The 24,155-nt window shown below is 38.0% G+C and carries 22 protein-coding genes, 5 tRNA genes and 1 riboswitch; of the genes, 20 read left to right on the top strand and 7 right to left on the bottom strand.

The annotated features are described in order from the left end of the window. Nucleotides 1-33: 33 nt before the first annotated feature. From F960_RS09390 to pgeF, 3 genes are all read right to left on the bottom strand, one after another. Nucleotides 34-1,332 (bottom strand): hypothetical protein, encoded by a 1,299-nt coding sequence (locus F960_RS09390; RefSeq protein ID WP_004863189.1) that lies wholly within the window; start codon nucleotides 1,330-1,332, stop codon nucleotides 34-36. A 346-nt stretch (nucleotides 1,333-1,678) separates the two neighbouring features. Then, nucleotides 1,679-3,061, bottom strand: coding sequence for a hypothetical protein (locus F960_RS09385; protein ID WP_020846892.1), 1,383 nt, complete (start codon nucleotides 3,059-3,061; stop codon nucleotides 1,679-1,681). Nucleotides 3,062-3,463: 402 nt separating this feature from the next. Continuing rightward, nucleotides 3,464-4,204 carry a peptidoglycan editing factor PgeF gene (gene pgeF / locus F960_RS09380; protein ID WP_004863183.1) on the bottom strand — a complete coding sequence of 247 codons (741 nt, stop codon included), beginning with the start codon at nucleotides 4,202-4,204 and terminating at the stop codon, nucleotides 3,464-3,466. Nucleotides 4,205-4,385: 181 nt separating this feature from the next. Between pgeF and F960_RS09375 the strand changes: the two genes are divergently transcribed. Continuing rightward, nucleotides 4,386-5,147 carry a DUF4882 family protein gene (locus F960_RS09375; protein ID WP_004863180.1) on the top strand — a complete coding sequence of 254 codons (762 nt, stop codon included), beginning with the start codon at nucleotides 4,386-4,388 and terminating at the stop codon, nucleotides 5,145-5,147. Between the two features lie 39 nt (nucleotides 5,148-5,186). Here F960_RS09375 and rluD read toward each other — a convergent pair whose 3' ends face one another. Continuing rightward, nucleotides 5,187-6,239, bottom strand: coding sequence for a 23S rRNA pseudouridine(1911/1915/1917) synthase RluD (rluD, locus tag F960_RS09370; protein ID WP_004863177.1), 1,053 nt, complete (start codon nucleotides 6,237-6,239; stop codon nucleotides 5,187-5,189). A 71-nt stretch (nucleotides 6,240-6,310) separates the two neighbouring features. On the opposite strand from rluD, the gene F960_RS09365 reads away from it, so the two are divergent. Together F960_RS09365 and F960_RS09360 are read left to right on the top strand one after the other, a co-directional pair. Further along, nucleotides 6,311-7,351 carry an outer membrane protein assembly factor BamD gene (locus tag F960_RS09365; RefSeq protein WP_004863174.1) on the top strand — a complete coding sequence of 347 codons (1,041 nt, stop codon included), beginning with the start codon at nucleotides 6,311-6,313 and terminating at the stop codon, nucleotides 7,349-7,351. A gap of 426 nt (nucleotides 7,352-7,777) precedes the next feature. Next, nucleotides 7,778-9,670 carry a DNA primase gene (locus F960_RS09360; protein ID WP_004863171.1) on the top strand — a complete coding sequence of 631 codons (1,893 nt, stop codon included), beginning with the start codon at nucleotides 7,778-7,780 and terminating at the stop codon, nucleotides 9,668-9,670. Nucleotides 9,671-9,923: 253 nt separating this feature from the next. Here the strand turns inward: F960_RS09360 and hemA are convergent, their stop codons facing one another. Then, nucleotides 9,924-11,213 (bottom strand): glutamyl-tRNA reductase, encoded by a 1,290-nt coding sequence (hemA, locus tag F960_RS09355; RefSeq protein ID WP_004863168.1) that lies wholly within the window; start codon nucleotides 11,211-11,213, stop codon nucleotides 9,924-9,926. Between the two features lie 99 nt (nucleotides 11,214-11,312). Between hemA and F960_RS09350 the strand changes: the two genes are divergently transcribed. The 12 genes from F960_RS09350 (at nucleotide 11,313) to panD (ending at nucleotide 17,549) form a co-directional block, all read left to right on the top strand. Beyond that, a complete protein-coding gene (locus F960_RS09350) occupies nucleotides 11,313-13,004 on the top strand; it encodes a tetratricopeptide repeat protein (RefSeq protein ID WP_373429811.1) in 1,692 nt (563 codons plus the stop codon). An 8-nt stretch (nucleotides 13,005-13,012) separates the two neighbouring features. Next, nucleotides 13,013-13,627: a lipoprotein insertase outer membrane protein LolB gene (lolB, locus tag F960_RS09345; RefSeq protein WP_004863163.1), complete on the top strand. Its 615-nt coding sequence runs from the start codon at nucleotides 13,013-13,015 to the stop codon at nucleotides 13,625-13,627. A gap of 14 nt (nucleotides 13,628-13,641) precedes the next feature. Continuing rightward, nucleotides 13,642-14,469, top strand: a complete 828-nt coding sequence (ispE, locus tag F960_RS09340) for a 4-(cytidine 5'-diphospho)-2-C-methyl-D-erythritol kinase (RefSeq protein ID WP_004863160.1) — start codon at nucleotides 13,642-13,644, stop codon at nucleotides 14,467-14,469. 4 nt (nucleotides 14,470-14,473) lie between these two features. Beyond that, nucleotides 14,474-14,548: transfer RNA gene (locus F960_RS09335), tRNA-Gln, on the top strand. Nucleotides 14,549-14,582: 34 nt separating this feature from the next. Further along, nucleotides 14,583-14,657 (top strand) — tRNA-Gln (locus F960_RS09330). A 27-nt stretch (nucleotides 14,658-14,684) separates the two neighbouring features. Further along, nucleotides 14,685-14,759 (top strand) — tRNA-Gln (locus tag F960_RS09325). A gap of 27 nt (nucleotides 14,760-14,786) precedes the next feature. Further along, nucleotides 14,787-14,861: transfer RNA gene (locus F960_RS09320), tRNA-Gln, on the top strand. Nucleotides 14,862-14,952: 91 nt separating this feature from the next. Continuing rightward, nucleotides 14,953-15,027, top strand: a tRNA-Gln gene (locus F960_RS09315). 35 nt (nucleotides 15,028-15,062) lie between these two features. Next, nucleotides 15,063-16,016, top strand: coding sequence for a ribose-phosphate pyrophosphokinase (locus F960_RS09310; protein WP_004863157.1), 954 nt, complete (start codon nucleotides 15,063-15,065; stop codon nucleotides 16,014-16,016). Between the two features lie 101 nt (nucleotides 16,017-16,117). Further along, a complete protein-coding gene (gene rplY, locus F960_RS09305; protein ID WP_004863154.1) occupies nucleotides 16,118-16,414 on the top strand; it encodes a 50S ribosomal protein L25 in 297 nt (98 codons plus the stop codon). A 20-nt stretch (nucleotides 16,415-16,434) separates the two neighbouring features. After that, nucleotides 16,435-17,013: an aminoacyl-tRNA hydrolase gene (pth, locus tag F960_RS09300; RefSeq protein ID WP_004863150.1), complete on the top strand. Its 579-nt coding sequence runs from the start codon at nucleotides 16,435-16,437 to the stop codon at nucleotides 17,011-17,013. A gap of 155 nt (nucleotides 17,014-17,168) precedes the next feature. Then, nucleotides 17,169-17,549, top strand: coding sequence for an aspartate 1-decarboxylase (gene panD / locus F960_RS09295; RefSeq protein ID WP_004722504.1), 381 nt, complete (start codon nucleotides 17,169-17,171; stop codon nucleotides 17,547-17,549). 147 nt (nucleotides 17,550-17,696) lie between these two features. Here panD and F960_RS09290 read toward each other — a convergent pair whose 3' ends face one another. Continuing rightward, a complete protein-coding gene (locus tag F960_RS09290; RefSeq protein ID WP_004863146.1) occupies nucleotides 17,697-18,086 on the bottom strand; it encodes a hypothetical protein in 390 nt (129 codons plus the stop codon). A gap of 321 nt (nucleotides 18,087-18,407) precedes the next feature. Then, a riboswitch (FMN riboswitch) is annotated at nucleotides 18,408-18,560 on the top strand. A 92-nt stretch (nucleotides 18,561-18,652) separates the two neighbouring features. Here F960_RS09290 and ribB point away from each other — a divergent pair. Next, nucleotides 18,653-19,312, top strand: a complete 660-nt coding sequence (gene ribB, locus F960_RS09285; RefSeq protein WP_004863143.1) for a 3,4-dihydroxy-2-butanone-4-phosphate synthase — start codon at nucleotides 18,653-18,655, stop codon at nucleotides 19,310-19,312. A 128-nt stretch (nucleotides 19,313-19,440) separates the two neighbouring features. Here the strand turns inward: ribB and F960_RS09280 are convergent, their stop codons facing one another. Beyond that, nucleotides 19,441-19,905: an Lrp/AsnC ligand binding domain-containing protein gene (locus F960_RS09280; protein ID WP_004863140.1), complete on the bottom strand. Its 465-nt coding sequence runs from the start codon at nucleotides 19,903-19,905 to the stop codon at nucleotides 19,441-19,443. 137 nt (nucleotides 19,906-20,042) lie between these two features. Between F960_RS09280 and F960_RS09275 the strand changes: the two genes are divergently transcribed. The 4 genes from F960_RS09275 (at nucleotide 20,043) to F960_RS09260 (ending at nucleotide 24,127) form a co-directional block, all read left to right on the top strand. Continuing rightward, the gene (locus F960_RS09275; RefSeq protein WP_004863139.1) at nucleotides 20,043-21,296 is read left to right on the top strand and encodes a D-amino acid dehydrogenase; all 1,254 of its coding nucleotides are present in this window, start codon (nucleotides 20,043-20,045) and stop codon (nucleotides 21,294-21,296) included. 15 nt (nucleotides 21,297-21,311) lie between these two features. After that, entirely contained in the window at nucleotides 21,312-22,415 is a 1,104-nt protein-coding gene (alr, locus tag F960_RS09270) for an alanine racemase (RefSeq protein ID WP_004863136.1), read from the top strand. 86 nt (nucleotides 22,416-22,501) lie between these two features. Then, nucleotides 22,502-22,861 (top strand): RidA family protein, encoded by a 360-nt coding sequence (locus F960_RS09265; protein ID WP_004863132.1) that lies wholly within the window; start codon nucleotides 22,502-22,504, stop codon nucleotides 22,859-22,861. Between the two features lie 315 nt (nucleotides 22,862-23,176). Then, entirely contained in the window at nucleotides 23,177-24,127 is a 951-nt protein-coding gene (locus tag F960_RS09260) for a LysR family transcriptional regulator (RefSeq protein ID WP_004863129.1), read from the top strand. Nucleotides 24,128-24,155: the final 28 nt, after the last annotated feature.

Below are 24,155 nucleotides of genomic sequence, written 5' to 3'. Positions count from 1 at the left end.
TTATAAATGACTCATATCGTAACAATAAATCGCTTAGCAAAATTTTAGACCACCATAACAATTGGGCACGAAATTTTGATTTTTAAGTTGTAAGTTTTTAAGTGGGAATGTGACTCTAGTCGTCGGCAAATTTATATTTCCAACAGCAAGACTTGGTCCACCAATACAATTGATCAATTCACATTGGATAGGATTATCCGTTAAAAACTGACTAATCGGGCCAACGACTTGTTTTAAAACATCATTGGTAATATTAATTTTCTGTGCAGGTGACACATCGCCAATATCAAGCACATCATCAAATGCCATCCACCAACCACGTCGTGCACTTGCATCTGCTTTAGGCCACCAAATATTTTGATTTTGCAAAGAAATAGACATGGGATTATTGACATTTATTTTGTGAATAAATCCTAAGTTTTGATCAACCGTAATATCTGCTTTTAAACCCGTGATATTACCTGTGACTTGTTTATTTAAAGTCAAAAGCCCAAATGACGCATTGAGCCTTGCAGCTAAACTTCCCTGAAAATCAATTTGGTTAATATTCGCCACACCATTCAACTTCACATTGCTCAATCGATTGCCTGCAATCGTTGTTCCATCTAGAAAAATATCTGCTGATGCCGAATTTAACAGCAAATTATAATCATTGGATTTAAATCCCAAAACCAAAGGAAGCAGTAAAAAGTTGGTTCTCACATTACCGTCAATAGTCTGATTGGTATCCGAATATTTCATATATCTTGAATCAGTATAGCCTGTACCCGTAGTCGAATTTATTTTCATATATCCGCTAAATTGATTGATACCATTCGGTTCTGTGCTATTTTCTAATCCAAAAGTGAGCAAACCTTTGGCTTTTTCTGCACTTATTCTAAGTCCAACAACTTCACGAGTTGAGGACTTATTTGGATTTTTAATCGCAAATTCTAAAAAAGGATTGGTAAATTTGGCAGAGGATGCAACACGTCCATTCCGCGTATCACTCGCACCAGACAGACTAAAATGGTCGATATCAATATCACATCCACCTGCACCGTTTACACCGCCACAGCCCAATTGCAATTTTTTGATATTGGCATTTAAATCCATTTCGGCTTCGATACCAAGTTTATAAAAACCAATGCCTTTTCCACGCATTTTGTTTGCGCCATCCTCTGGTGCGATATAGCTTAAACTCATCAAAGCTTGACCATGAATCTGGCTCATCTCTTCATCTTGCATTTGTTGTAACTTCTGTACATCAGCAAATATCTCTGAACACAAAGTCAGACCTATACATGCCAGACTATATTTTATATAACCTAAATTTATCTTTTTATATTCCATTTTAAATCATCCATTTAATTATTTTTCGATCTAAAAACAATCAATTTTTGTATGATTTAAATGGCATTACCATGATGAGTACATATTTTATAAATAGCTTGATTAAGGATTAAAACTGAGTGCTTGAGTTTTATTGGATTTATTTATAAACGATACAAATAATTTTTTGCAACTTGTTGTATTTTATAATTTTAATATAAATATTATATAAAATAATTTTTAATTTAGCTTGTAAATAAATGACTTTTGTTCAGATTTTTTATATATTTTTTTAAGAATATTAAATATGTCTCAACCATCAAATATTATAAAAAAACCTCCATTTGGAGGTTTTTGGATGATATTTTTAGCAGAATTTTAAGCCACCATAACAGTTTGGTATAACATTTTGATTTTGAAGAATCTGATTTTTTAACGTTAAACTCGCCGCACCAGAATTACTTAAATCGATCGAACCCACATTTTTATAAATAGGTAGTCCAAAAGCAGAACCAATCGCCGAACCCAAATCAATATATATAGGATTAGCCGTCAACACATCTGAAACTTTTGAAGCAACTTGTGGAAGCACCCCTGAAATATCTACAGGATTAGAAGGATTCAGCTGACCAATATTAATTGGATCTTTAAATGAGAGCCACCATCCTTTTTTAGCAACATCATCAGCGTTCGCCCCTGGCCATTTAATATCTTCTGATTGTAATGACAAATAAGCTCCTGTTCCTTGTAATGGAATATTATGAATCATATTTAGAGACTGCTCGAACGTAATATTCATCTTTAAATTATCAATTGAGGAACCTGAATCCATATAAAATTTAGCGCCTTGCACCCAGAGTAAAGGTCTATCTAATTTTACCTGCATACTCCCGCTATTTCGATCTAATTTAATCGAAGGTACTGTTGCTGCGATATTATTGACCACAGCTTGAGATTGCCTTACACCATTAATGGTAATTTCAGGTACTAAAAAAGGGACATTCATTGAAGGAATTGTTAATCCCTCACTCTGGTCTGGTTGACTTACAAATGAACGATCATTATTCCAGATCGTGTTGATAATTAAATTTCCAGATAAAATTTGCGATGAATTATTACCAAAAACAGCTGAAGCTGTTTTTGCAACACCTGAAGTTGGGGCGATTTTCATATAACCACTTAATGAGCGAATACCATCTTGAGGATTACTTGTATTATCAATACCACTAGTTAACATGCCATTGATAGCCTCTGCACTAAGCTGGATCCCTTGCACTGTTCTAGTCGAAGCAGAATTTGGATTTTTAATTGCAAATTGAATAAAAGGGTTTTTTATTTGCGCACTTGTTGAGGCTCTAGAATTTGCATAAACAGGATTTCCATTTGAATCATAGCTCGAAGGCGCACCAGATAATGCTAAATTTGAAATATCGATATCACAACCATTTGCCCCATTTACACCACCACATCCAAGTTGTAACTTTTTAATATTTGCATTCAGTTCTAATTCTGCTTCTAGACCTAACTTATAAAAACCGATCCCTTTACCCTGCATTAAATTAGCCGAATCTTTTGGATCTATATAGCTTAAACTCAAAAGAGCCTGTCCATTGACCTCTGAAAGCTCAGCGTCATTAAGCTGTTGTAACTTACCATCATAAGCAAAACTCATGATCGGAGTCGCCAACAAACCACTAAGAACTATGATTCGCTTAAAACCATCCTTTATTTTTTCTTGAATATCCATCATCTTAAATTCGTATATTTTTTAATTTATGGATAAAAAATATGCAATACAAATCAAAAAGTAAATTGCAAAGTTTAAAGGAATTAAGACTTTTAAGACAATTTCCTTTTATTTATGACTAAAGCGATTGTCTTTTAAGGAATAATTCATAATATTTTAATTTGTATTATTATGTAATTTTATTTAACAATAACCCAATATATTCACCAAACCATCATTTAGCCTATCCAAATCACTTTGAGGTGGTGTAATTTCTACCGATGAATGATCTGATTGGGTCATCAAGTCAAATGACTCGACAACCGATAGAGATCCAGTAGCTTTATACTTATAAGGACTGCGATAATAACATTATTGAAAATAATAACTTATATCTAAAAATAAAAACTCTAGCTAACTTAGCATTTATTGCATAAAGACGAAGGTTGCCATCCGACCTGTTTTTGCATCACGGCGATATGAATAATAATCTTGGTCTTGTTGATACGAGCACTGATCACCGCCCAAAACGGTTTCCACCCCATGCTGTTTTAAAATATAACGTGCAATTTCATATAAATCTGCATAATATTTTCCAGCAATTTCCCCAGCTTTAAAAGCACTTTCCACGGCTGGATATTTACTGCAAAAAGCCGTTTTAACTTCTGCACCTATCTCAAAACATGGCTGACTAATTGCAACGCCTAACCAAGCCCATGTTGGTTGGGATTGCATTGCTTGGATTGTATTTTCAACAATTCCACCAGCCAGTCCACGCCAGCCCGCATGTAAATTGGCGATTTCAGTCCCTTCAGCATTCCCCAAAACGATGGGTAAACAGTCTGCTGTCATCATCATCAAAGCATGTGCTTTACGCTGTGTCACCAAACCATCGCCGATAAGTGCCTCAAATGGCATTTCATCATTGATCGTATGGCAAATCGTACTATGCGTTTGCGTCATCCATGTGATTTTATCTACACCATAATGTGAAAATTCATCCAATAAAATCATACGATGTGCTTGGACACGTGCAGGATCGTCATTGACATGCAAAGCGAGATTAAAACCTGAAAGTTCAGGTGATTTTGCATCTAAAGCTTGGGGATGTTGAATATGTGTTTGCCCAACATAGATGCCTTGGGGTAATCCTTGTACAAATTGCATGTCGATCATCCTTAAAATTTCAGACTATCTCTATCATAAATCTATTTTCACAAATGGTTGGTCATATCTTGTTGCAAGTTGATCAAATTATTCACAAACAATGATGTTTTTTGATAATCGAAAAACCATATTTTAAATTAAAACTAAATATTATTTTAATAAATTATTAAAAAGGTGAGAAATGAATAAAGTATTACTCGCAACTTTGCTTAGTTGTACTATTGGAAATGTATACAGTGCTTGTAATTATGACCTTGAAGGATTTATAAATGATCCTGAAAATCCAACGGCTCAAAAATTTCCAACAGTAATCGGTCAAAAAGTTACTTACAAAATTATAAACTCACCTAAAGACATTACGTATTCAGCAAATCATAGTGCATACAACAACAATAATGGAACATTGACTGGTTTATTACCTACTTCAAATAATGGAATAGTTGGATTTGAACTTAGGGTAGATACTATTTCAGAAGAACTAAAGGAAACAAATACCGACGTAAAAACTTTCAATATAGTAGGACTAGGGGCTAATAACGATCCTATAGGAATAACTGCCATATTTGCAAATAACTCAGATATACAAAACTATAAAAAACCTTTACTTATCTGGGTTATACAAAAGAATTCATCTACCAATGAAAATGAAATCACTTATAGTTATTTACAGCCTTACGATAGTACGCCAACCCAAAATATTGGTATATATCTCAACCAAAATACCAACCAACTTGGTTTAATAGTTAACAAAAAAAATTTAGGGTACGTGACTTCCTTGAAATCCAAGCTCAAATCAATCACTTTTCAACCACAAGCCTTCATTAAAGGTTTTGAAGCAAATTCACAATATCTTAACAAAACAATGTCTATGGAACTTGTCACAGACAAATCCAAATTTACCAATGCATTTCCAACAGGAACCACCGATATTTGTGGCAACTAAATAAAAAAGCCATTCTCATATAAGAATGGCTTTTCATTTTTAATAGGCCTGATTTTCAGATCTTAACACTTCAACCAAAGCGGCAAAGTCTTCTGCCCAAGGTGCTTCAAACATCATCTCTTCACCCGTACGAGGATGAACCAAACCCAATTTCGACGCATGCAAAGCTTGACGTCTAAAGCCACGCAACTGATCATTTAAAGTCTCAGATGTACCAGCTGGCACACGTACACGGCTCACATAAACTTGATCACCAAGTAACGGATGCCCAATATAAGTAAAATGAACACGAATCTGGTGTGTACGCCCTGTTTCAAGCTGTGCTTGCACACGGGTAAAATTTTGGAAACGCTCTTTGACATTATAATGAGTTACAGCATCACGACCGCCGGGCAATACCCCCATTTTTATACGATCAACAGGATGACGTTTAATTGGCTCATCAATCGTGCCACCAGCAATGATATTGCCATAAACAATCAGATCATAAATACGATAGACCGATTTTTTTGCCAATTGTTTACTCAGTGAAAATTGAGCTTCCAGATTTTTCGCAACCACCAACAAACCGCTGGTATCTTTGTCGATACGATGTACCAATCCTGCACGTGCCAATTCTGATGATTTTGGAAAATGGTAAAGTATCGCATTGACCAATGTTCCATTTGGATTGCCAGCACCCGGATGCACGACCATACCGACCGGTTTATTGATGACCATAATATCGTCATCTTCATAAACAATGTTTAATGGAATATTTTCAGGTTGAGCAGCTGTTTGTACTTGTAATTCAACATCTAAGCTCAAAAGTTCATTGCCTTCGCATTTGTACTTTGGCTTGACAATGTTACCATTGACCAACAAATGACCCTCTTTCATCCACTGTTTGAGTTTCTCGCGTGAAAAGTCTTTCCAGACCATAGCCGCAACTTGGTCGATACGTTGTCCTAGAAAACTGTCATCCAGTTGAAATTGCAACGATAAACGTGTTGCAGTTATGCCCGAATTATGGTTATCTGCATCCTCTGAATCTTCAAGTAGATTGAAGTCAGTTTCAGGAAATTCAGAATTAGAAGTTTGTGCTGAAGTCATTTGCTCATTAAGATAAAAGTGGTTTAATAGCGCAATTGTAGCTTATTGCCCGTATTAACAGAGGAATTTTTATGTCGCTACCACGTTATAAAGTTACGATGCTTGCTCTATCATTGGGTGCAGCATCTCTAATAGTGGGCTGTAGCAGCAATCCAAAAAAAGATGTCGTTGACACTGGACCAAAATCTAGCGAACAAGTTTATTACGATAAAGCAATGGCAGCCCTAGATAAACGTCAATATACCGACGCGGGTAGAGCCTTAGAGGCAATTGATACCTATTATCCTACAGGTCAATATGCGCAAAAAGCTCAATTAGAATTACTTTACACTAAATTTCAACAAAAAGATTATGAAGGTGTTGTGGCACTTGCAGATCGTTTTATCCGTTTAAACCCTCAGCATCCAAATGTTGATTATGCATACTACATCAAAGGTGTAGCAAACATGGAGCAAGAGTATGACAGCCTGCTTCGTTATACATCTTTGCAACAATCGCATCGTGATGTGAGCTATTTAAAAACAGCTTATCAAAACTTTGTTGATTTCATCCGTCGCTTCCCAAGTAGTGAATACTCTGTTGATGCTGCTCAGCGCATGAAATTTATCGGTCAAGAATTGGCTGAAAGTGAAATGAATGCTGCTCGCTTCAATATCAAACGTAAAGCTTGGATTGCAGCGATTGAGCGTTCGCAATGGGTTGTTGAGCATTATCCACAAACACCTCAAATTCCAGAAGCTTTAGCTACTATGGCTTATGGCTATGAAAAATTGGGCAATAAAGAAATGGCAAATCAATATACTGAAATGCTTAAGCTTAATTATCCAAATCTAGTCAAAGGCAATGGTACTGTGAACCTTCGTGCAGCGCGTAAAGAAGGTAGCTGGTGGAACCGTGCTTCACTGGGTATTTTTGGTCGTAGCGCCGAAGCCAATAATGCAGATAGTTCAGTTGAGCAATCAAAAGCTCCTAAACGTAGCTTCATGAACCGTGTAAGTTTTGGTTTATTGGATAAACCTGAATCAGAAAATTCTGCATTTCCTGAACCAAAATTCAAAGATACTTATGTACCTTCAAATGAAAGTATGAATGATCGCCAACGCGCTCAGTAGTATTTTCTAGGTGACGAAAAGACGGGTTTTCACCCGTCTTTTTTATTGCATGATTTTTTTCATCGAGAAACTAGGCTACACTAATAAAAGCTTGGTACTTTCCACTCCCTAAATCTGATACACGGGAGTGTCCTTCGCAACTGTTTGAGTCAAAACTTTATTTGCTCATAACTGTTTCTGCGATAATGATCTTCATTTTTCGGTATGTTAGGAGTTTTGTGAAGGACATGGTTTTGCCTACTTTTCCCGAAAGAAAAGTAGGTCCAACGGAAGGTAAATCCCAGCATCTGAGTGACGGCAGTAAGACTCTGTTACTATTTAACTTTATCTATTTGATATTTATTAAATACGTTATAAACCTCAGACCAAATTTGCAAATTTCAAGTCAGCACTGACTTCATTTTTATTGGGAAATATTTACACTGTATGGCTATTCCACAACATACCATTGATCAAATCCTAGATCGAACAGATATCGTCGATTTGATCGGACAGCGTGTAAAACTCAAAAAAACAGGACGAACTTATTCGGGCTGTTGCCCATTTCATCAAGAAAAATCACCTTCATTCCACGTTTATCGAGATAAGCAGTACTACCATTGCTTTGGTTGTCAGGCCAATGGCAATGCGATTCGTTTCCTGATGGATATCGACAGTCGCAATTTTGTCGACGTCATGAAAGACCTCTCGTCACAAACAGGCATAGAACTTCCCAAAGACAATCATGACAACAAACGTCTTGCCTATAAAAGAGAATCTGCCAAACCAGTTGTAGCTACGCCAAAAGTTGAAACAAAAGCTCAAGAAAATGCTCCAGTACAAGCGGATACCAACAATTTTGAAACGGATCCATTTGAAGCTTTTCAATACCAAGAGTTTGATCCTAGCCAATTTGATCTGGCTGAAAATGCTGAACCAAGTTTTAGCCAAGAAGGTAATCTATACGATTTACTGGAAAATGTAGCGCAGTTCTACGAACGACAACTCCCAAATAGCAAATCTGCACAAAAATATTTTAAACATCGTGGGCTTAGCCAAGAAACACTACAATTTTGGCGTTTGGGTTATGCACCTGAAGATTGGCAACATTTAGAAAAAGCCTTCCCCCAAGATATCGAAGGTTTAAAATTGTTGGGATTGATCCGATCTAGTGATAGTGGTCGTGACTTTGATTTGTTACGTGATCGAGTAATTTTCCCCATTCGAGATGCAAAAGGTCGTGTGGTTGGCTTTGGTGGTCGTGCACTGAATGATGAAATCAAACCCAAATATATCAACTCGCCTGATTCGGAAGTGTTCCATAAAAACCAATTGCTTTACGGCCTATACGAGGGACGTAAACAACGTGCTCAAGACTGGTTAATGGTCGAGGGTTATATGGATGTGATTGCCTTACAGCAATACGGCATTCATGGTGCAGTGGCAACACTGGGGACTGCGAGTAATACAGAACATTTAAATATTTTATTTAAACAAAATAGCCGTATTACCATTGCCTTTGATGGTGATGCTGCAGGACAAAAAGCAGCGAAACGAACCTTAGAAATCGCACTGCCCTTGCTCAATGATGGACGAGAGTTAAAATTTTTCGTACTTCCGAAAGAACACGATCCTGATTCACTGATCCGCCGCGAAGGTATTGAGACATTTAAAAAACTTTGGGATCAAGCACCGCTATTATCTGATTTTGTATTTGCGCTACTCAGCCAACAATTTGATGTGACGAGCCCAGAAGGTAAAAGTCAGGTCATGGCAGAACTCAACCAATTGACTGAACTCTTACCGAAACAGGGATCTTATCGTTATTTATTACGCCAATTTTTCCGTGAGAAACTGGGGTTCAATAAAAAATGGCAAGCTCAAGTCAGTCTGGATGCATCTTTATCTTTCAATATTCGGACCAAAGATGAAGATTTTGCTGTAGCAATTTTGATGAATCATCCATTTTTATATATTCATTTTGAAAATCTACGTGCTGTTATTCCTCAAGAAGAATTGCTTGCACAAGTTTTAAATACTTTTGATAAAGTTTTTGATGAATTGCCTGATGATCAAGAATTGGCAACCTATTATATGCTTGGGGCTTGTAGTCGTTTTCATCAAGAATTGTCTGATATTATGCAAAGAACCAATATTCAAGCACTGACTCAAGCACCTGAAATGGCAGATAAATTGGCTTCCGAATATGCTTTGGCTTTGCAAGAGAAATATTTAAAACAGAAACTTAAAGCACCATTATCATTGATCGAATCACGTAATCTACGTCAACAGCTCAATGAATTGACCAAGAAAATTGGTTTAAGGTTGCTGCATAGTTAATCTGCGAAATAAACATTCGCTCGTGATCATTTTGTTTAAAAATATTAAAATTCAATAGTTTTGCTATTTAAATCATCTTGCGTTTTGCTAGTGCGGCAAAGACCGAATGCTGACCATTGGATTGGTGGATGGAAATATCTTCTCAGTCCAACAGATGGTTTTGTCGTTTAATTTTTCTTTGTATGCTCAAAAAATTTCATCAAAAATGAAATACGTTAGCCTGTATAACATCAGTTAAAACATGCCAAAAGCATTATTTCACTGCTTTTGGCTTTCTTTCTTGTTCGAAAATATGATCGAGATTTTCTTGAAGCCATTCAAAATGCGTTGGATCTTCAGCTTGGGCAGCTTCACGCAATAAAATTGAAGTTGGATGCAACAATTTTTGAGTCAAACGATGGCTAAATTCTTGCATGACCTGTGACGCATCCTCGCCTGCTTGGATTCGTTCCATAGCAAGTGCTAGTTCTTGCTGACTCTGCTCTTGGCTTTTTTCACGATATGCTTGAATGGTACTGCCCGCCTCTCGAACTTTTTGACGCGTCATCAATTGGGTTGCCAACTGATTGACCATGACCTCAGCTTCAACAGCAGCTTGACGACGTTGTGCGAGATTTTCCTCAATTACGGTTTGTAAATCATCAACACCGTATAGAAACACGCCATCAAGATTTTCAACTTTAGAATCTATATCACGAGGTACAGCCAAATCGACCATCAACATTTGTTGATAGCGACGTTTTTTTAATGCAGTTTTGACATCGTTAAAAGAAATGACCTGATGCAAACTGCCTGTACAACTGGAAATAACATCTGCACGATATAAGTTTTCAGCAAGCTGATGAAAAGGGATAATTTCAACGTCAACACGATGTGCAATTTCTTGAGCGAGTTTTTCTGCACGCTCATGACCACGGTTACAGATCAACACTTTTGCTACACCCATTTCCGCTAAGTGTTTTGCAACGAGGCTATTCATTTCACCGGCTGCAACCACCATAACAGTCAATTTTTCTGGCTGACTAAAGACTTGCAGTGCCAATTGTGCAACTGCATAACCCATAGAAACAGCATGACTACCCACCGCAGTTTCCGAGCGCACTCGTTTTGCGGCATAAAAGACATAATCAAAAATTCGGTTTAAATGTGGGGACACCACATGTGCATCTTTTGCCAAAGATAAAGCTGTTTTGACTTGACCTAAAATCTGCGGTTCACCGAGCATTAGAGAATCTAAGCCACTCGCTACGCGCATCAAATGCGTGATCGCATCTGCATTTTCATAACGATATACATGATTTAATAATTGTTTTACATCAATACCATTTGAACGGGCGAGCCAATCTAATACCATATCAGCATTTTCAGCCATGGCATAAACTTCTGTTCTGTTACAGGTTGAAACCACCACCATATCATGTAGATCTGGATTGTGGTTTTGAGTCGACAAAACCTCGCTTAACCGTTCAGGGTTAAAGGCTATACGCTCGCGAAGTTCGACAGAAGCAGTTTGATGGTTGACACCCAATGCAAAGAAAGACATATCAGATCATCATTTCGCTAAATTTATGCTATTGTGCAACAACGGTGTCATAAAAAGCATTACTTGGATAAAGAAAAATTGCGTTTAAACTACAGCCGTATGCACGGCATGACTATTAAACACTATTCTACCACATTCTTACTTGTCGGTAGCATAGCATCTAGTGCTCATCTTCGGGCATCTGGAGATATTTTTCACGTAAATCCAAAATATGACCCATTAAAACAAAGTATTATTGCAGAGTTTTCACTAGCATATCACGATATTCCCAACGCGATTCACAATTATACTGTTCTCGCAATTCACAGCAATTCACCTACGATAAAGCAAAGAGCGCTCAACGTTTCGCTTGAGCAAAACGACCTAAATGCGGCTTTAAATATCGCAACACATTGGGTGGTACAAGAGCCAGAGGATGTGCCTGCAAAGTTTTATTTGGCGCATATTGCACTCAAAACACATGAATATGATCTCGCCGCAGAAACGCTAGACAGTATATTAAATATTGATCCCAATGCAGAATTGGACAAGATTATTGAGGGAATTTCACCTGACTCAGAAGAAGATCGTGAAAATTTATTGCAAGCCCTCAAAGCCAGTAAAGAAAAAAATAATCCTTCGATTTTGGCCCTTATCGCAGGTTTAGAAGCGCAAAATGATGACTTGGAAACAGCACTGACCACAGTCAATAAGGCTTTGAGAAAAAGACCAAAAGTCACTGGTTTTATTTTAATGAAAGCCAATTTACTGATTGCACTTGGACGCCAAGACGAGGCTGAAAAATGGTTTGAATATGCCAGTCGCAAAAATAAAAACAATCTCGATGTACGTCTTGCAGAAGCCCGTTATTTGGTAAAAACCAATCAGCCTGAACTGGCTTTAAGCAAACTCGAAAAGATCATTAAAACATGGCCAGATGCTGACGAAGCGTTGTTTATCGCAGGACTGACCAGTATTGATTTAAAGCGCTATGATCAAGCTGAGCATTATTTGGTGGATTTGCGTTATTCTGCTCAATATCAAAATGAAGCTTATTATTATCTTGCGGTCAATGCCGAGCGCAAACAGCATTATGAAACAGCCAAAGCCTATTATCGCTTGGTTGATGGCAATCTCTACACCGTTTCTCGTAAAAATTTGATCAGTATTTTTGATCGTCAAGACAAATTAAATGATGCTTTGCGTTTTTTAACCCAAGAACGCGTCAACTATCCGCAACATGCAAGTTTTCTCTATCAAGCTCAAGCCGAGATTTTAAAGAAAATGGGCAATAAAAAAGCAGCTTTGAGTTTATTAAATGAAGCAGTAAAAAATAATCCTGATGATCCAGAGTTGTTATATTCGGAAGTTTTACTGCTTGATCCATTTCAAGATCGAGACAAACTTGATAAAGCACTTCGAGAACTTTTACAGCTAGAACCCAATAGTCCGACCTATCTCAATGCCTATGCCTATACCCTCGCACTACAAAATAGACGTTTGGGCGAAGCGAGAAAATATGCCGAACATGCGCTAGAAAATGCGCCAGATCAAGCCTCTATTTTAGATACTTTGGGCTACATCACTTTTTTACAAAATGATTTTGATACTGCATCGCGTGTCCTTGAAAAAGCTTACATGCTTAGTCCAAGTGCAAGTATCGGCGTACGTTATGCCAAAGCGTTGTATATGCTGGGTGATATGAGCAGTTTTAATGAAGTGTTACAACAACTGAAACAAAATCATCCAAATGATCCGCAATTGAATCAATTAGATTCACTATTATTACCCACACACATTAAAAAGAGTTAAAAGATTTTATGCGTCTGAGCAAATCTATTTTTGCCTTAACTGCAACCTTGAGCCTTGCATTTACAGGATGTCAGCAAGTGGTTAAACCTGCTGCAACCACGCCAACATTGTCTGAGACTCCATCAGATCAAAATCAAGCGGGGACTGCTACTGCACCATCCAATCAGTTCAATCTACAAGGCAAAATTGGTGTCAAAACCCCAAAACAATCGGGTAGTGCATTTTTTACTTGGCAGCAAGACCATGAAGATTTTGACATTCAACTCTCAGGCATTTTAGGTATTGGTAAAACCATTATCGAAGGAAAATCAGGCGAAGTTACGCTTAATAGTTCAAAAACAGGACTGATCCAAGCTGAATCACCTGAAGAATTGCTAGAACGTGCTACAGGTTGGGTTGCTCCGATCACCGATATCGTGTCTTGGGTTCAAGCACGTCCTGCAACGACTGATGCAAAAATCGCCAAAGATGATGCTGATCGGATCAGTAAAATTGAAGAAGATGGTTGGACTGTCGATTTAAGCTATAACGACAAAGAGACTTTGCCAAACAAGTTGATTTTAAAACAAGCACTTGAATCAGGTGCAGAAAATCGCGTTACAATGGTCATTCAAAATCGTTAAGTTGAAATATAAACATGATTCGAGCACCCTCACCTGCAAAATTAAACTTGTTTTTGCATATCACAGGTCGTCGTGAAAATGGTTATCACGAATTGCAGAGTATATTTCAACTGATTGATCTGTATGATTGGTTAGAATTTAGCCCAAACGATACAAATGAGATCACGATTTTGGGCTTAAACGAAGTCAATCTGCAACAAAACTTGATCTTTCGTGCAGCTGAAATGTTGAAGCCTTATGCAAAACAAGTGACTGGTTTAGATATTTCTATAGAAAAAAATATACCAATGGGCGCAGGTTTGGGTGGGGGGTCATCAAATGCTGCAACCACACTGATCGTGCTCAATCAACTTTGGCAGTGCGGTTTAAATCCTGAACAATTGGCTGAACTCGGTGTCAAACTGGGTGCGGACGTACCCATTTTTGTTCATGGACGCAATGCTTGGGCTGAAGGGATTGGTGAACACTTAACATTCATAGACTTAGATCAAAAACAATACATTGTGTTAAAACCTGATTGTTTTATCAGCACTCAACGACTTTTTTCGCAAAAAACATTGACAAGAAACACGAAGACCACTACATTTTGCGCCTATCAGTTAAAGCCTTCTAGCTTTGGAAATAATTTTGAGCCTCTGGCACGAAGTTTATATCCAGAAGTAGATGAAGCGATGCAATATTTAGATCAGTTCGGTGTTGCAAAACTTACAGGTACAGGTGCTTGTGTTTTTATTGAAATAAACGATGATATGAATACTGATGAGATTTTAAAAAATTCACCTTGTAAAGCTTACTTGGTCAATAGTTTAAATGAATCACCATTAAATCATTTCAAAGTTTAATGTTAGGGGCGTCGCCAAGTGGTAAGGCACCGGGTTTTGATCTCGGCATCCGTTGGTTCGAATCCAGCCGCCCCTGCCATCAATTTCATCTGTAGATGTATGTATTAAATTTTAGGGGCGTCGCCAAGTGGTAAGGCACCGGGTTTTGATCTCGGCATCCGTTGGTTCGAATCCAGCCGCCCCTGCCATTTAAATTCAATACACACATCAAATTTAGGGGCGTCGCCAAGTGGTAAGGCACCGGGTTTTGATCTCGGCATCCGTTGGTTCGAATCCAGCCGCCCCTGCCATTTAAATTCAATACACACATCAAATTTAGGGGCGTCGCCAAGTGGTAAGGCACCGGGTTTTGATCTCGGCATCCGTTGGTTCGAATCCAGCCGCCCCTGCCATTTCTAGAAAAAAGACAGAACAACTTACTTTATTTTACAGTCAATTTTACCTTGACAAAATACAGTAAAAATATTAAAGTTCTGCCGCATTAGGGGCGTCGCCAAGTGGTAAGGCACCGGGTTTTGATCTCGGCATCCGTTGGTTCGAATCCAGCCGCCCCTGCCATCTATTTCAAACATGCCAACCGCCAAGGGTGCTTCATGCCCAATCTTGTCGTTTTTAGTGGAAATGCTCATCCACAATTCGCCCAAAAAGTCGTAAGCCATTTGCATATCCCTTTGGGAGCTGCGTCTGTAGGTAAATTCTCTGATGGTGAAATCACTGTCGAAATTACTGAAAACGTACGTGGTAAAGACGTATTTGTCGTACAACCAACATGTGCGCCAACCAATGATAACCTTATGGAAATCTTGGTTATGGCAGATGCATTACGCCGCGCAAGTGCTGGTCGTATTACCGCTGTAATTCCTTACTTTGGTTATGCCCGTCAAGACCGTCGTCCGCGTTCGACTCGTGTTCCAATTACTGCAAAAGTTGTAGCAGATATGCTTACAACTGTCGGTATTGACCGTGTTGTGATGATCGACTTGCACGCCGACCAAATCCAAGGTTTCTTCGATATTCCTGTAGATAACATCTACGGTACTCCTGCTTTGCTTGCTGACCTTCGTCAACAATCGCATCACAACCTTATGGTGGTTTCACCTGACGTAGGTGGTGTGGTTCGTGCACGTGCAGTTGCAAAACAAATGGGTGATATTGATTTAGCCATCATTGATAAACGTCGTCAAAAAGCGAATGAATCACAAGTTATGCACCTCATTGGTGATGTGAAAGATCGTGATTGCGTTATCGTCGATGATATGGTTGATACAGCAGGTACACTATGTAAAGCTGCTGACGCACTTAAACAATTTGGTGCGCGTAAAGTTGTTGCGTATGCAACTCACCCAGTTTTATCAGGTAAAGCTTTAGATAATTTGAAAAATTCAGTTATCGATGAGCTTGTTGTTACAGATACGATTCCGTTATCTCAAGAAGCACTTGAACTTGGCAAAATCCGTCAAGTATCCGTTGCTAGCATGGTTGCTGAAACAATTCGACGTATTAATAACGAAGAATCTATTAGCGCTATGTTCGATTCTTATCTATAATAGCCCGAAATTTTTCTAAGCCCTGTCTGATGACGGGGCTTTCTATCACTGAACTGGTCGAGAGTTCAGTTTACTTAAAAACTTAATGAGGAAATGTCATCATGGCAAACTTCGTATTAAATGCAGAAGCACGTGAAGAAGCAATCCAAGGGAAAGGTTCGAGCCGCCGCCTTCGTCGTGAAAACCTAGTTCCAGCGATCATCTACGGTGGTGAAGCTGAACCTGTAGCTGTTTCACTTCATTTGCGTGAGCTTGTTAAAGCACTTGAAAACAACCAATTCTTTGAAGAAGTTGTTGAAATCAACGTTGCTGGTAAAGTTGAAAGCGTAAAAATCCAAGCTTTACAACGTCACCCTGCTAAAAACACACCTATGCACGCTGACTTCAAACGCGCATAAGTTAAAAATGGTGTAAATTAGTGTCAAAACTTTCGCTAATTGTAGGTTTGGGTAATCCAGGTTCTGAATATGCCCAAACCCGCCATAATGCAGGCTTCTGGTTCGTAGAACGCCTTGCAGAACAATATGGCATTTCCCTCAAAGCTGATCCGAAATATAAAGGCATTAGCGGTCGTGGTAAGATTGAAGGACAAGACGTTCGTCTGTTATTACCGACAACCTTTATGAACCTATCCGGTCAAAGTGTTGTTCCCTTCGCAAAATTCTATCAAATTAAACCTGAAGAGATGCTCATCGCACATGATGAACTCGATATGAATCCGGGTGTGATCCGTCTAAAAACTGGCGGTGGTCACGGTGGACATAACGGGCTTCGCGATATTGTCCCTCATACAGGTGCAAATTTTCATCGTTTACGTATTGGTATCGGTCATCCCGGTTCAAAAGATCGCGTATCTGGTCACGTTCTTGGTAAAGCGCCAAGTAGTGAACAAACATTAATGGATGATGCTATTCACCATGCTTTAGGTCAGATCAAACTTCTGGTCAATGGTGATTTTCAGCAAGCTATGAATCATATTAATGCTTATAAACCGTGATCAAATCGGTGAAAAAAACATTCTTTGTTAAACAATTTTTATTGCATTGATGAATTTTTAAGAGCAAAATGCGCTTTCAAATGCATCCCCCCTATTGAAAATTGTTCAATCACCATTAAATAACAATCGTAATGGGCTACTCTGGAGACGCAAGCATGCTATCTCGTTTATTAAAAGCAAAAATCCACCGTTGTGTTGTTACACAAGCAGAATTACATTATGAAGGTTCTTGTGCAATTGACGGCATCCTATTGGATTTAGCTGGTATCCGCGAATATGAAGAAATTCATATGTGGAACGTGACCAATGGTAAACGCTTCACGACTTATGCAATTCGTGGTGAAGAAGGTTCAGGCATCATTTCAGTCAATGGTGGCGCAGCCCTTCAAGCAGATGTTGGTGATTTGATGATCATCGCAACTTTTGGTGATTTTACCAATGCTGAAGCTGATGCACATAAACCACGCCTTGTTTATGCAAATCCAGACAATACAGTAAATCACACAGCAAACTGTATTCCTGTACAAGTTGCTTAAAATCTAGTTGCAAACTAGATCAAAAAAGCTCGCATTTGCGAGCTTTTTTATGTAGAAAATAATAGATCACTTGGATAAATAGATTTTAGTTTAAAATATATTTCACAATGGAGTTCCTTCTCCCGAAGGAAGAAGGAACTCGCTATATTATTTTTTCTTCCAGATAATATTATCTTCTGATTCGTCTTTTTGATTGACAAATTTACATTTCATTTCTTTAGCACGTACTGTTTCATTACATGTATAGTTCAAAATATAAGTCTCTTCTGGATCAACCAAATTAACCATAGTAAAGGTCAGTTTTTTACCTTCTTGTTTTACCTGACCAATCGCATAATCTGGATAATTTACGCTATTGATTAGAATTTGTTCACCATAGCTACTGATATAATATTGATCTTTGTCATCAGAATCATAGTCGTCAGAAATAATGGTTTCTTCCCACAATCCTGTTAATGGCGTTGCAGCATTTGCATGGCTAAACAACATTGCACTGATAAAACCAGAATATGCCAAAGTTTTTAAAAGTTTATTCATAAGTTAACCTTATTAAGTTATTCTAAATCTATTGTGGGTGTAATTTAACCATATTTTTATGACAACTCAATAGCTATACATTTCATATATTCTAAATTTTTCATTTTTTTTGTTGTCAAAATTTGATGTTTAACATTTGATTAGTTTTACCAAAGATAAAATGGTGCATTTCATTTTAAAGTTTTTCTTGAAGATAATTATTGTTTAAAACCATCTTAAAAAATTTTATCGATTTTCTCTATATGATAAAAAATGATAATAATCACACTATTCTTGCTAGAGAAAGTCTATTTTTTTGTTTGAATCAGTCTATAATGGATGCATCGCTTCAGGGCGGGGTGTGATTCCCCACCGGTGGTAAATGGAAAAAAGTTTTGCTTTTTATCCTGTAGCCCACGAGCCGATCATCATGTGATTGGCAGATTTGGTTAAATTCCAAAGCCGACGGTATAGTCCGGATGAAAGAAGACGACATCTCAAAAATAACTTTTGCTTATTTTCGAACGCCTATTTTCAAAATGTCCTGAAATGTTCAATCGTATTTTCACTTTTACGCGAGCGTTTCAATGTCTAGTTTAATTCAACCAGAAATTTTCTTTTCAGCTTTATCCCCTGCTGATCAACGTATTCAACAAGCTTTAGAAGATATCCGCCAAGGCAAACCTGTTTTGGTTATGGATGATTTTGATCGTGAAAATGAAGCTGATTTGATTGTTGCAGCCGAAACTTTAAATGTAGAAACCATGGCGCGTATGATTCGTGATGGTTCTGGTATCGTGTGTTTGTGTCTACATGAAAATCTTGCTGATCATTTAGAGCTTCCACCGATGGTGGCAAACAATTCAAGTCATTTTCATACCGCTTTTACTGTCACTATCGAAGCAGCCAAAGGTGTTACTACAGGTGTTTCAGCCAAAGACCGTGTAACAACCATTAAAACTGCGATAAAAGATGGTGCTGTTGCATCTGATCTCAACCGCCCCGGACATGTTTTTCCTTTACGTGCTCGTGATGGTGGTGTATTGACTCGTCGTGGTCATACCGAAGCTTCAATTGATTTGGCACGTTTGGCTGGCCTGAAACCTGCTGGTGTCCTATGCGAAGTGACTAATCCTGACGGTTCAATGGCATCTGGTATCCAAGTTTTGGCTTATGCAGATATTCATCATTTGACAGTGATTACCATTGAAGAACTTGTTCAATATCGTTTAAAACACAATATTTAAAGCTTTGATCGACATGCTTGCGAACGAATACTCATTTTAGTCCCAAGCACGATCTTATTAAAACTTTCAAGCCACATTCATGTGGCTTGATTTTTTTAGAGGATCAATGAGTACTATTTTGTGAAAACTTAATCCACTTTTAAATACAGACTTTCTTTTACTTCCTCCATGACCACATAACTATGTGATGAGGCTGAAGCAGGTAATTTTTTCAGCAAATCCCCTAATAAACGACGATAAGCGCCCATTTCTTTTAAGCGAGCTTTGACCAGATAATCAAACTCACCAGAGATCAAATGACATTCCAAAACTTCAGGAATTTCGGTCAAGCTCTTGGCAACTTGATCAAAAACATCGCCTGATTTTGCAGAAAGTTTGATTTCCAAAAATACCAATAAATTGCGATCGACCAGTGCAGGATTGAGCCTCGCATAGTAGCCTGTGATAATACCATCTCTTTCTAAACGCTTCACACGCTCTGAACATGGCGTGGTAGATAAGTTCACTTTGGCCGCCAACTCACTGATTGCGATCCGCCCATCTTTTTGCAAAATATCCAAAATCATGCAATCTGTACGATCAAGCTTGCGCATGTTTATTTCCTATTTTTAGAATTTTTACGAGATAAAACTATTGAATTACCTAAATTATAGCCAGTAAATCAGTTAAATAAACTATTTAATTGCAAATATACTAGTTAAATCAACTAAAAACCTTAAAGGGATTTAACATGCGTGTACTAGTTTTAGGTAGTGGTGTTATTGGTGTTGCCAGCGCATATTTTTTAGCTAAACAAGGTGCGGAAGTCACCGTCATAGACCGTCAATCAGGTCCTGCAGAAGAAACAAGTTTTGGTAATGCTGGACAAGTATCGCCTGGTTATTCTACCCCGTGGGCAGCTCCCGGTATTCCATTTAAAGCAGTAAAATGGATGTTCCAACATCATGCACCCCTTGCAATCAATATCGATGGCAGTATGTGGCAATTGCAATGGATGGCGCAAATGCTGAAAAATTGCAATCCGCAAAGTTATGCAATTAATAAAGAACGTATGACACGTGTTGCAGAATACAGCCGTGATTGTTTACGTGAATTGCGTAAAGATACCGATATTCATTATGAAGAACGCTCTAAAGGCACGCTACAATTGTTTAGAAGTGATGCACAACTTGAAATGGTGCAACGTGACATCGAAGTATTGAAAGAATGTGGCGTGGACTATGAATTGCTTTACAAAGATGATTTAAGCAAAGTCGAACCTGCACTTGAACATGCCAAAGATAAATTGGTTGGCGGTTTACATTTACCCAATGATGAAACAGGTGATTGTTATTTATTTACCAATGCCTTAGCAAAGTTGGCAGCAAATTTGGGTGTGGATTTCCAATTCAACAAAAATGTTCAAAACTTGATTACTGAAGGTGATGAAATCAAAGGCGTATTGGTTGATGGTGAAATCGTTACTGCTGACCGTTATGTATTGGCTTTTGGTAGTTATTCACGTGATTTCTTAAAACCATTAGAATTAGATTTGCCTGTTTATCCAGTTAAAGGCTATTCATTAACCATTCCAATCGTTGATGCAAACTTTGCACCACAATCAACCGTCTTGGATGAAACGTATAAAATCGCGATCACCCGTTTCGACAATCGTATCCGTGTCGGTGGTATGGCTGAGTTGAGTGGTTTCAATCTCGGACTCAAAGACAATCGTCGTGCAACCTTGGAAATGGTGACTAAAGATCTATTCCCGGGCGGTGATTTGGCACAAGCAAGTTTCTGGACAGGTTTAAGACCGATGACTCCAGACAGCACACCGATTATAGGTGGTACACGTTTCAAAAATCTATTCCTCAACACTGGTCACGGTACTTTGGGATGGACGATGGCATGTGGCTCAGGAAAATTGATTAGTGATATCGTGCTCAATCATACGACTGATATCAGCACCGAAGGTTTATCTTTGCAACGTTATGCTGCTTAAAAATAGGATGTATCTATGCCACGTCCTATTCACGCGATTATTCATCAAAAAGCCTTAGCACATAATTTAGCAATTGTTCGTAAAACCTTGCCTGCAAGCCAAGTCTTTGCTGTCGTCAAAGCCAATGCTTATGGGCATGGTATTGAACGAGTTTATCCTGCCTTTCAATCTGCTGATGGTTTTGCCCTGCTTGATCTCGATGAAGCAAAACGCATCCGTGCCCTCGGCTGGACAGGTGCAATTTTATTACTTGAGGGAATTTTTTCTCCACAAGATCTATATGACTGCGCCCAATACAATTTAAGTTTCAGCATACATAGTCCGCATCAATTAGAATGGTTAAAAGATTTTAAAACGACTGCTCAATTTGACATTTTCTTGAAAATGAACAGTGGAATGAATCGTTTAGGATTTAAACCTGAACAATATCAACAAGCTTGGCAAATACTTAAACAATTAACTCATGTGCATTCGATTACTCATACCATGCATTTTTCAGATGCGGATGGTACTCGATTTGGTCAGGATGGCATCACTGCCCAACTTGAAGTGTTTAATCAAACGGTTAAAGATCTTCCCGGCCCACGTTCATTAAGTAATAGTGCTGCAATTTTAAGACATAGTGATCATGTACAGTCTGATCTGGTTCGTGCTGGTATTTTACTTTATGGCAGTTCACCTGATTTTCCAGCACATCATATCCGAGACTGGGATCTGCAACCAAGCATGAGTTTGCGTAGTGAAATTATTGCAATTCAACAGGTTAAACAGTCAGAAAGTGTGGGTTATGGCTCGAAGTTTGTTGCAGAAAATGACATAAAGATTGGCATTGTCGCTTGTGGCTATGCTGATGGTTATCAGCGTATTTCCAAAACAGGTACACCTGTGCTGGTCAATGGACAAAGAACTAGACTACTGGGTCGTGTCAGTATGGATATGCTTGCTGTTGATTTAACTGATATTCATCATGTCGAGATTGGCAGTGAAGTTGTACTCTGGGGACAGGCAAGCACAGGTGAAATACTGCCTATCGATGAAGTCGCAGCAGGCTCAGAAACGATTGGCTATGAACTGATGTGTGGTGTAACACAACGAGTTAACTTCCAAATCGAGCAATAATTTTAAGACAATCATCTCAAGGTGATTATTTAAAAAAATGATCACCAAAAATATATAACATCCCAAAATCCAAAAGGAAATTGAATATGAGTCAATCAGAAATCCAGCGTTTAAACAGCAATCAAGTCATGAGCGGTGTGACTGTTTTCAATCAAGTTGCATATTTATCAGGTCAAGTTCCTGACGATACTCAACTTGATGTCGCAGGACAAACACAACAAGTTTTTGGCAAAATTGAACAACTTCTTGCATTGGCAGGTTCTGATAAATCGAAGTTGCTTTCAGCACAATTATTTGTAAAAAATCTAGAGGATTTTCAAACCATCAATGCACTCTGGGTTGAGTGGATGAACGGTTTTGGTACGCCTGCACGCGCTACAATTCAAGCTGATTTGGTCAATCCAGATTGGTTAATTGAAATTTCGGTGATTGCTGCAACCAACTAAACTCCTGTTTGGATCAAAAAATAGAAGCACTTTTGCTTCTATTTTTTTTGATAAAAATCGCGCTGATCTATATTTGAATAATACAAAGTCATGTGATATCCAAATATAAAATATAAGTTCTCTATGATTTCAAAATACTTGAAAAATATAGTATTTCTAAAAATTGCAGCAAAAATATGCCTATATCCTAAAATAAGCTAAAAATAAGCTAAAAATAACTAAAATACGCTGTTTCTGTAAGATTTAACCCTATGCAATCTTTAGAAAAAATTGAATAATAAGAAAAAATAGAAAGTAAAATCATAGGGAAAAAACATGGACAAATTACAATGTATGGAGGCTTTTGTAAGGGTTGCTGAAAGTGGTAGTTTTATCAAAGCTGCAGAACAGCTCGGCGTTACTCGCTCAGTCATTACCTCAAGAATTCAACAGCTCGAAAAATTTGTCGATGCCCCTTTATTTTTCCGTAGTACCCGCTCCGTTCGCCTCTCAGATACTGGTCAAAGTTACTACAAAGAATGCGCCGAATTGATTAATAAATTTGAACAATTGGCTGATCAGATGGCAAATTCAAAATCGACATTGCAAGGTCGCTTACGTATCCACATGGCACCCGGTTTTGCGATTGGGTATTTTGGGAAATATCTCACATTATTTTTAGAAAAATATCCTGAAATTGAGATGGATATCGTGGTCAACGATAAAATCATTGATCCGATCTCAGAAGGTTTTGATATCGTATTTCAAATGTTTCCACCAAGTGGTGAAACCTTAGTAGAAAGGAAGCTATTCAATGTCAATCGAATTGTCTGCGCAACACCTGCTTATATCGAAAAACATGGTTATCCCAAGCATCCAAATGATTTGAACCAATATATTTTAGGATATTACTCTGGCTATCCTTCACGTAATAAACTTCAATTTTTATTTGCTGAGAATTTCCAAGAAATCAATATCAATGCCAAAGTATTGTCTTCATCTATCCATTTATTGCGTGATTTTGCACTTAATGATGGCGCGATAGTTTGTTTGCCAACTTTAGTGATTCATGAGGATATTTTGGCGGGTGATCTCGTTCCGCTGTTAAAAGACTATCCACTTTCAAATTATGGTTTAAGAGCTGTATTTCCATCTAACTCCAAAAATATTTCAAAAATTAGAAGTTTATTGGACTTTTTAATTGAACGATTGTCGATTATTCCTGAATGGGATGAACGTTTGATCAAAAATGGTTTTCTTTCCGAAAAAATCCGAAATTATCAATAAGCACTCGAATGAATTTTTTGTTCGTTAA

It is taken from the genome of Acinetobacter gerneri DSM 14967 = CIP 107464 = MTCC 9824 (assembly GCF_000368565.1).
Lineage (GTDB): Bacteria > Pseudomonadota > Gammaproteobacteria > Pseudomonadales > Moraxellaceae > Acinetobacter > Acinetobacter gerneri.
This window is presented reverse-complemented; position numbering and strand designations above follow the sequence as displayed.

What these genes read in the sequence shown, in the direction of transcription:
- F960_RS09390 (WP_004863189.1), bottom strand. Translation starts at nt 1,332, where the DNA reads ATGGAATATAAAAAGATAAATTTAGGTTATATAAAATATAGTCTGGCA.
- F960_RS09385 (WP_020846892.1), bottom strand. Translation starts at nt 3,061, where the DNA reads ATGATGGATATTCAAGAAAAAATAAAGGATGGTTTTAAGCGAATCATA.
- pgeF (WP_004863183.1), bottom strand. Translation starts at nt 4,204, where the DNA reads ATGCAATTTGTACAAGGATTACCCCAAGGCATCTATGTTGGGCAAACA.
- F960_RS09375 (WP_004863180.1), top strand. Translation starts at nt 4,386, where the DNA reads ATGAATAAAGTATTACTCGCAACTTTGCTTAGTTGTACTATTGGAAAT.
- rluD (WP_004863177.1), bottom strand. Translation starts at nt 6,239, where the DNA reads ATGACTTCAGCACAAACTTCTAATTCTGAATTTCCTGAAACTGACTTC.
- F960_RS09365 (WP_004863174.1), top strand. Translation starts at nt 6,311, where the DNA reads ATGTCGCTACCACGTTATAAAGTTACGATGCTTGCTCTATCATTGGGT.
- F960_RS09360 (WP_004863171.1), top strand. Translation starts at nt 7,778, where the DNA reads ATGGCTATTCCACAACATACCATTGATCAAATCCTAGATCGAACAGAT.
- hemA (WP_004863168.1), bottom strand. Translation starts at nt 11,213, where the DNA reads ATGTCTTTCTTTGCATTGGGTGTCAACCATCAAACTGCTTCTGTCGAA.
- F960_RS09350 (WP_373429811.1), top strand. Translation starts at nt 11,313, where the DNA reads ATGCACGGCATGACTATTAAACACTATTCTACCACATTCTTACTTGTC.
- lolB (WP_004863163.1), top strand. Translation starts at nt 13,013, where the DNA reads ATGCGTCTGAGCAAATCTATTTTTGCCTTAACTGCAACCTTGAGCCTT.
- ispE (WP_004863160.1), top strand. Translation starts at nt 13,642, where the DNA reads ATGATTCGAGCACCCTCACCTGCAAAATTAAACTTGTTTTTGCATATC.
- F960_RS09310 (WP_004863157.1), top strand. Translation starts at nt 15,063, where the DNA reads ATGCCCAATCTTGTCGTTTTTAGTGGAAATGCTCATCCACAATTCGCC.
- rplY (WP_004863154.1), top strand. Translation starts at nt 16,118, where the DNA reads ATGGCAAACTTCGTATTAAATGCAGAAGCACGTGAAGAAGCAATCCAA.
- panD (WP_004722504.1), top strand. Translation starts at nt 17,169, where the DNA reads ATGCTATCTCGTTTATTAAAAGCAAAAATCCACCGTTGTGTTGTTACA.
- F960_RS09290 (WP_004863146.1), bottom strand. Translation starts at nt 18,086, where the DNA reads ATGAATAAACTTTTAAAAACTTTGGCATATTCTGGTTTTATCAGTGCA.
- ribB (WP_004863143.1), top strand. Translation starts at nt 18,653, where the DNA reads ATGTCTAGTTTAATTCAACCAGAAATTTTCTTTTCAGCTTTATCCCCT.
- F960_RS09280 (WP_004863140.1), bottom strand. Translation starts at nt 19,905, where the DNA reads ATGCGCAAGCTTGATCGTACAGATTGCATGATTTTGGATATTTTGCAA.
- F960_RS09275 (WP_004863139.1), top strand. Translation starts at nt 20,043, where the DNA reads ATGCGTGTACTAGTTTTAGGTAGTGGTGTTATTGGTGTTGCCAGCGCA.
- alr (WP_004863136.1), top strand. Translation starts at nt 21,312, where the DNA reads ATGCCACGTCCTATTCACGCGATTATTCATCAAAAAGCCTTAGCACAT.
- F960_RS09265 (WP_004863132.1), top strand. Translation starts at nt 22,502, where the DNA reads ATGAGTCAATCAGAAATCCAGCGTTTAAACAGCAATCAAGTCATGAGC.
- F960_RS09260 (WP_004863129.1), top strand. Translation starts at nt 23,177, where the DNA reads ATGGACAAATTACAATGTATGGAGGCTTTTGTAAGGGTTGCTGAAAGT.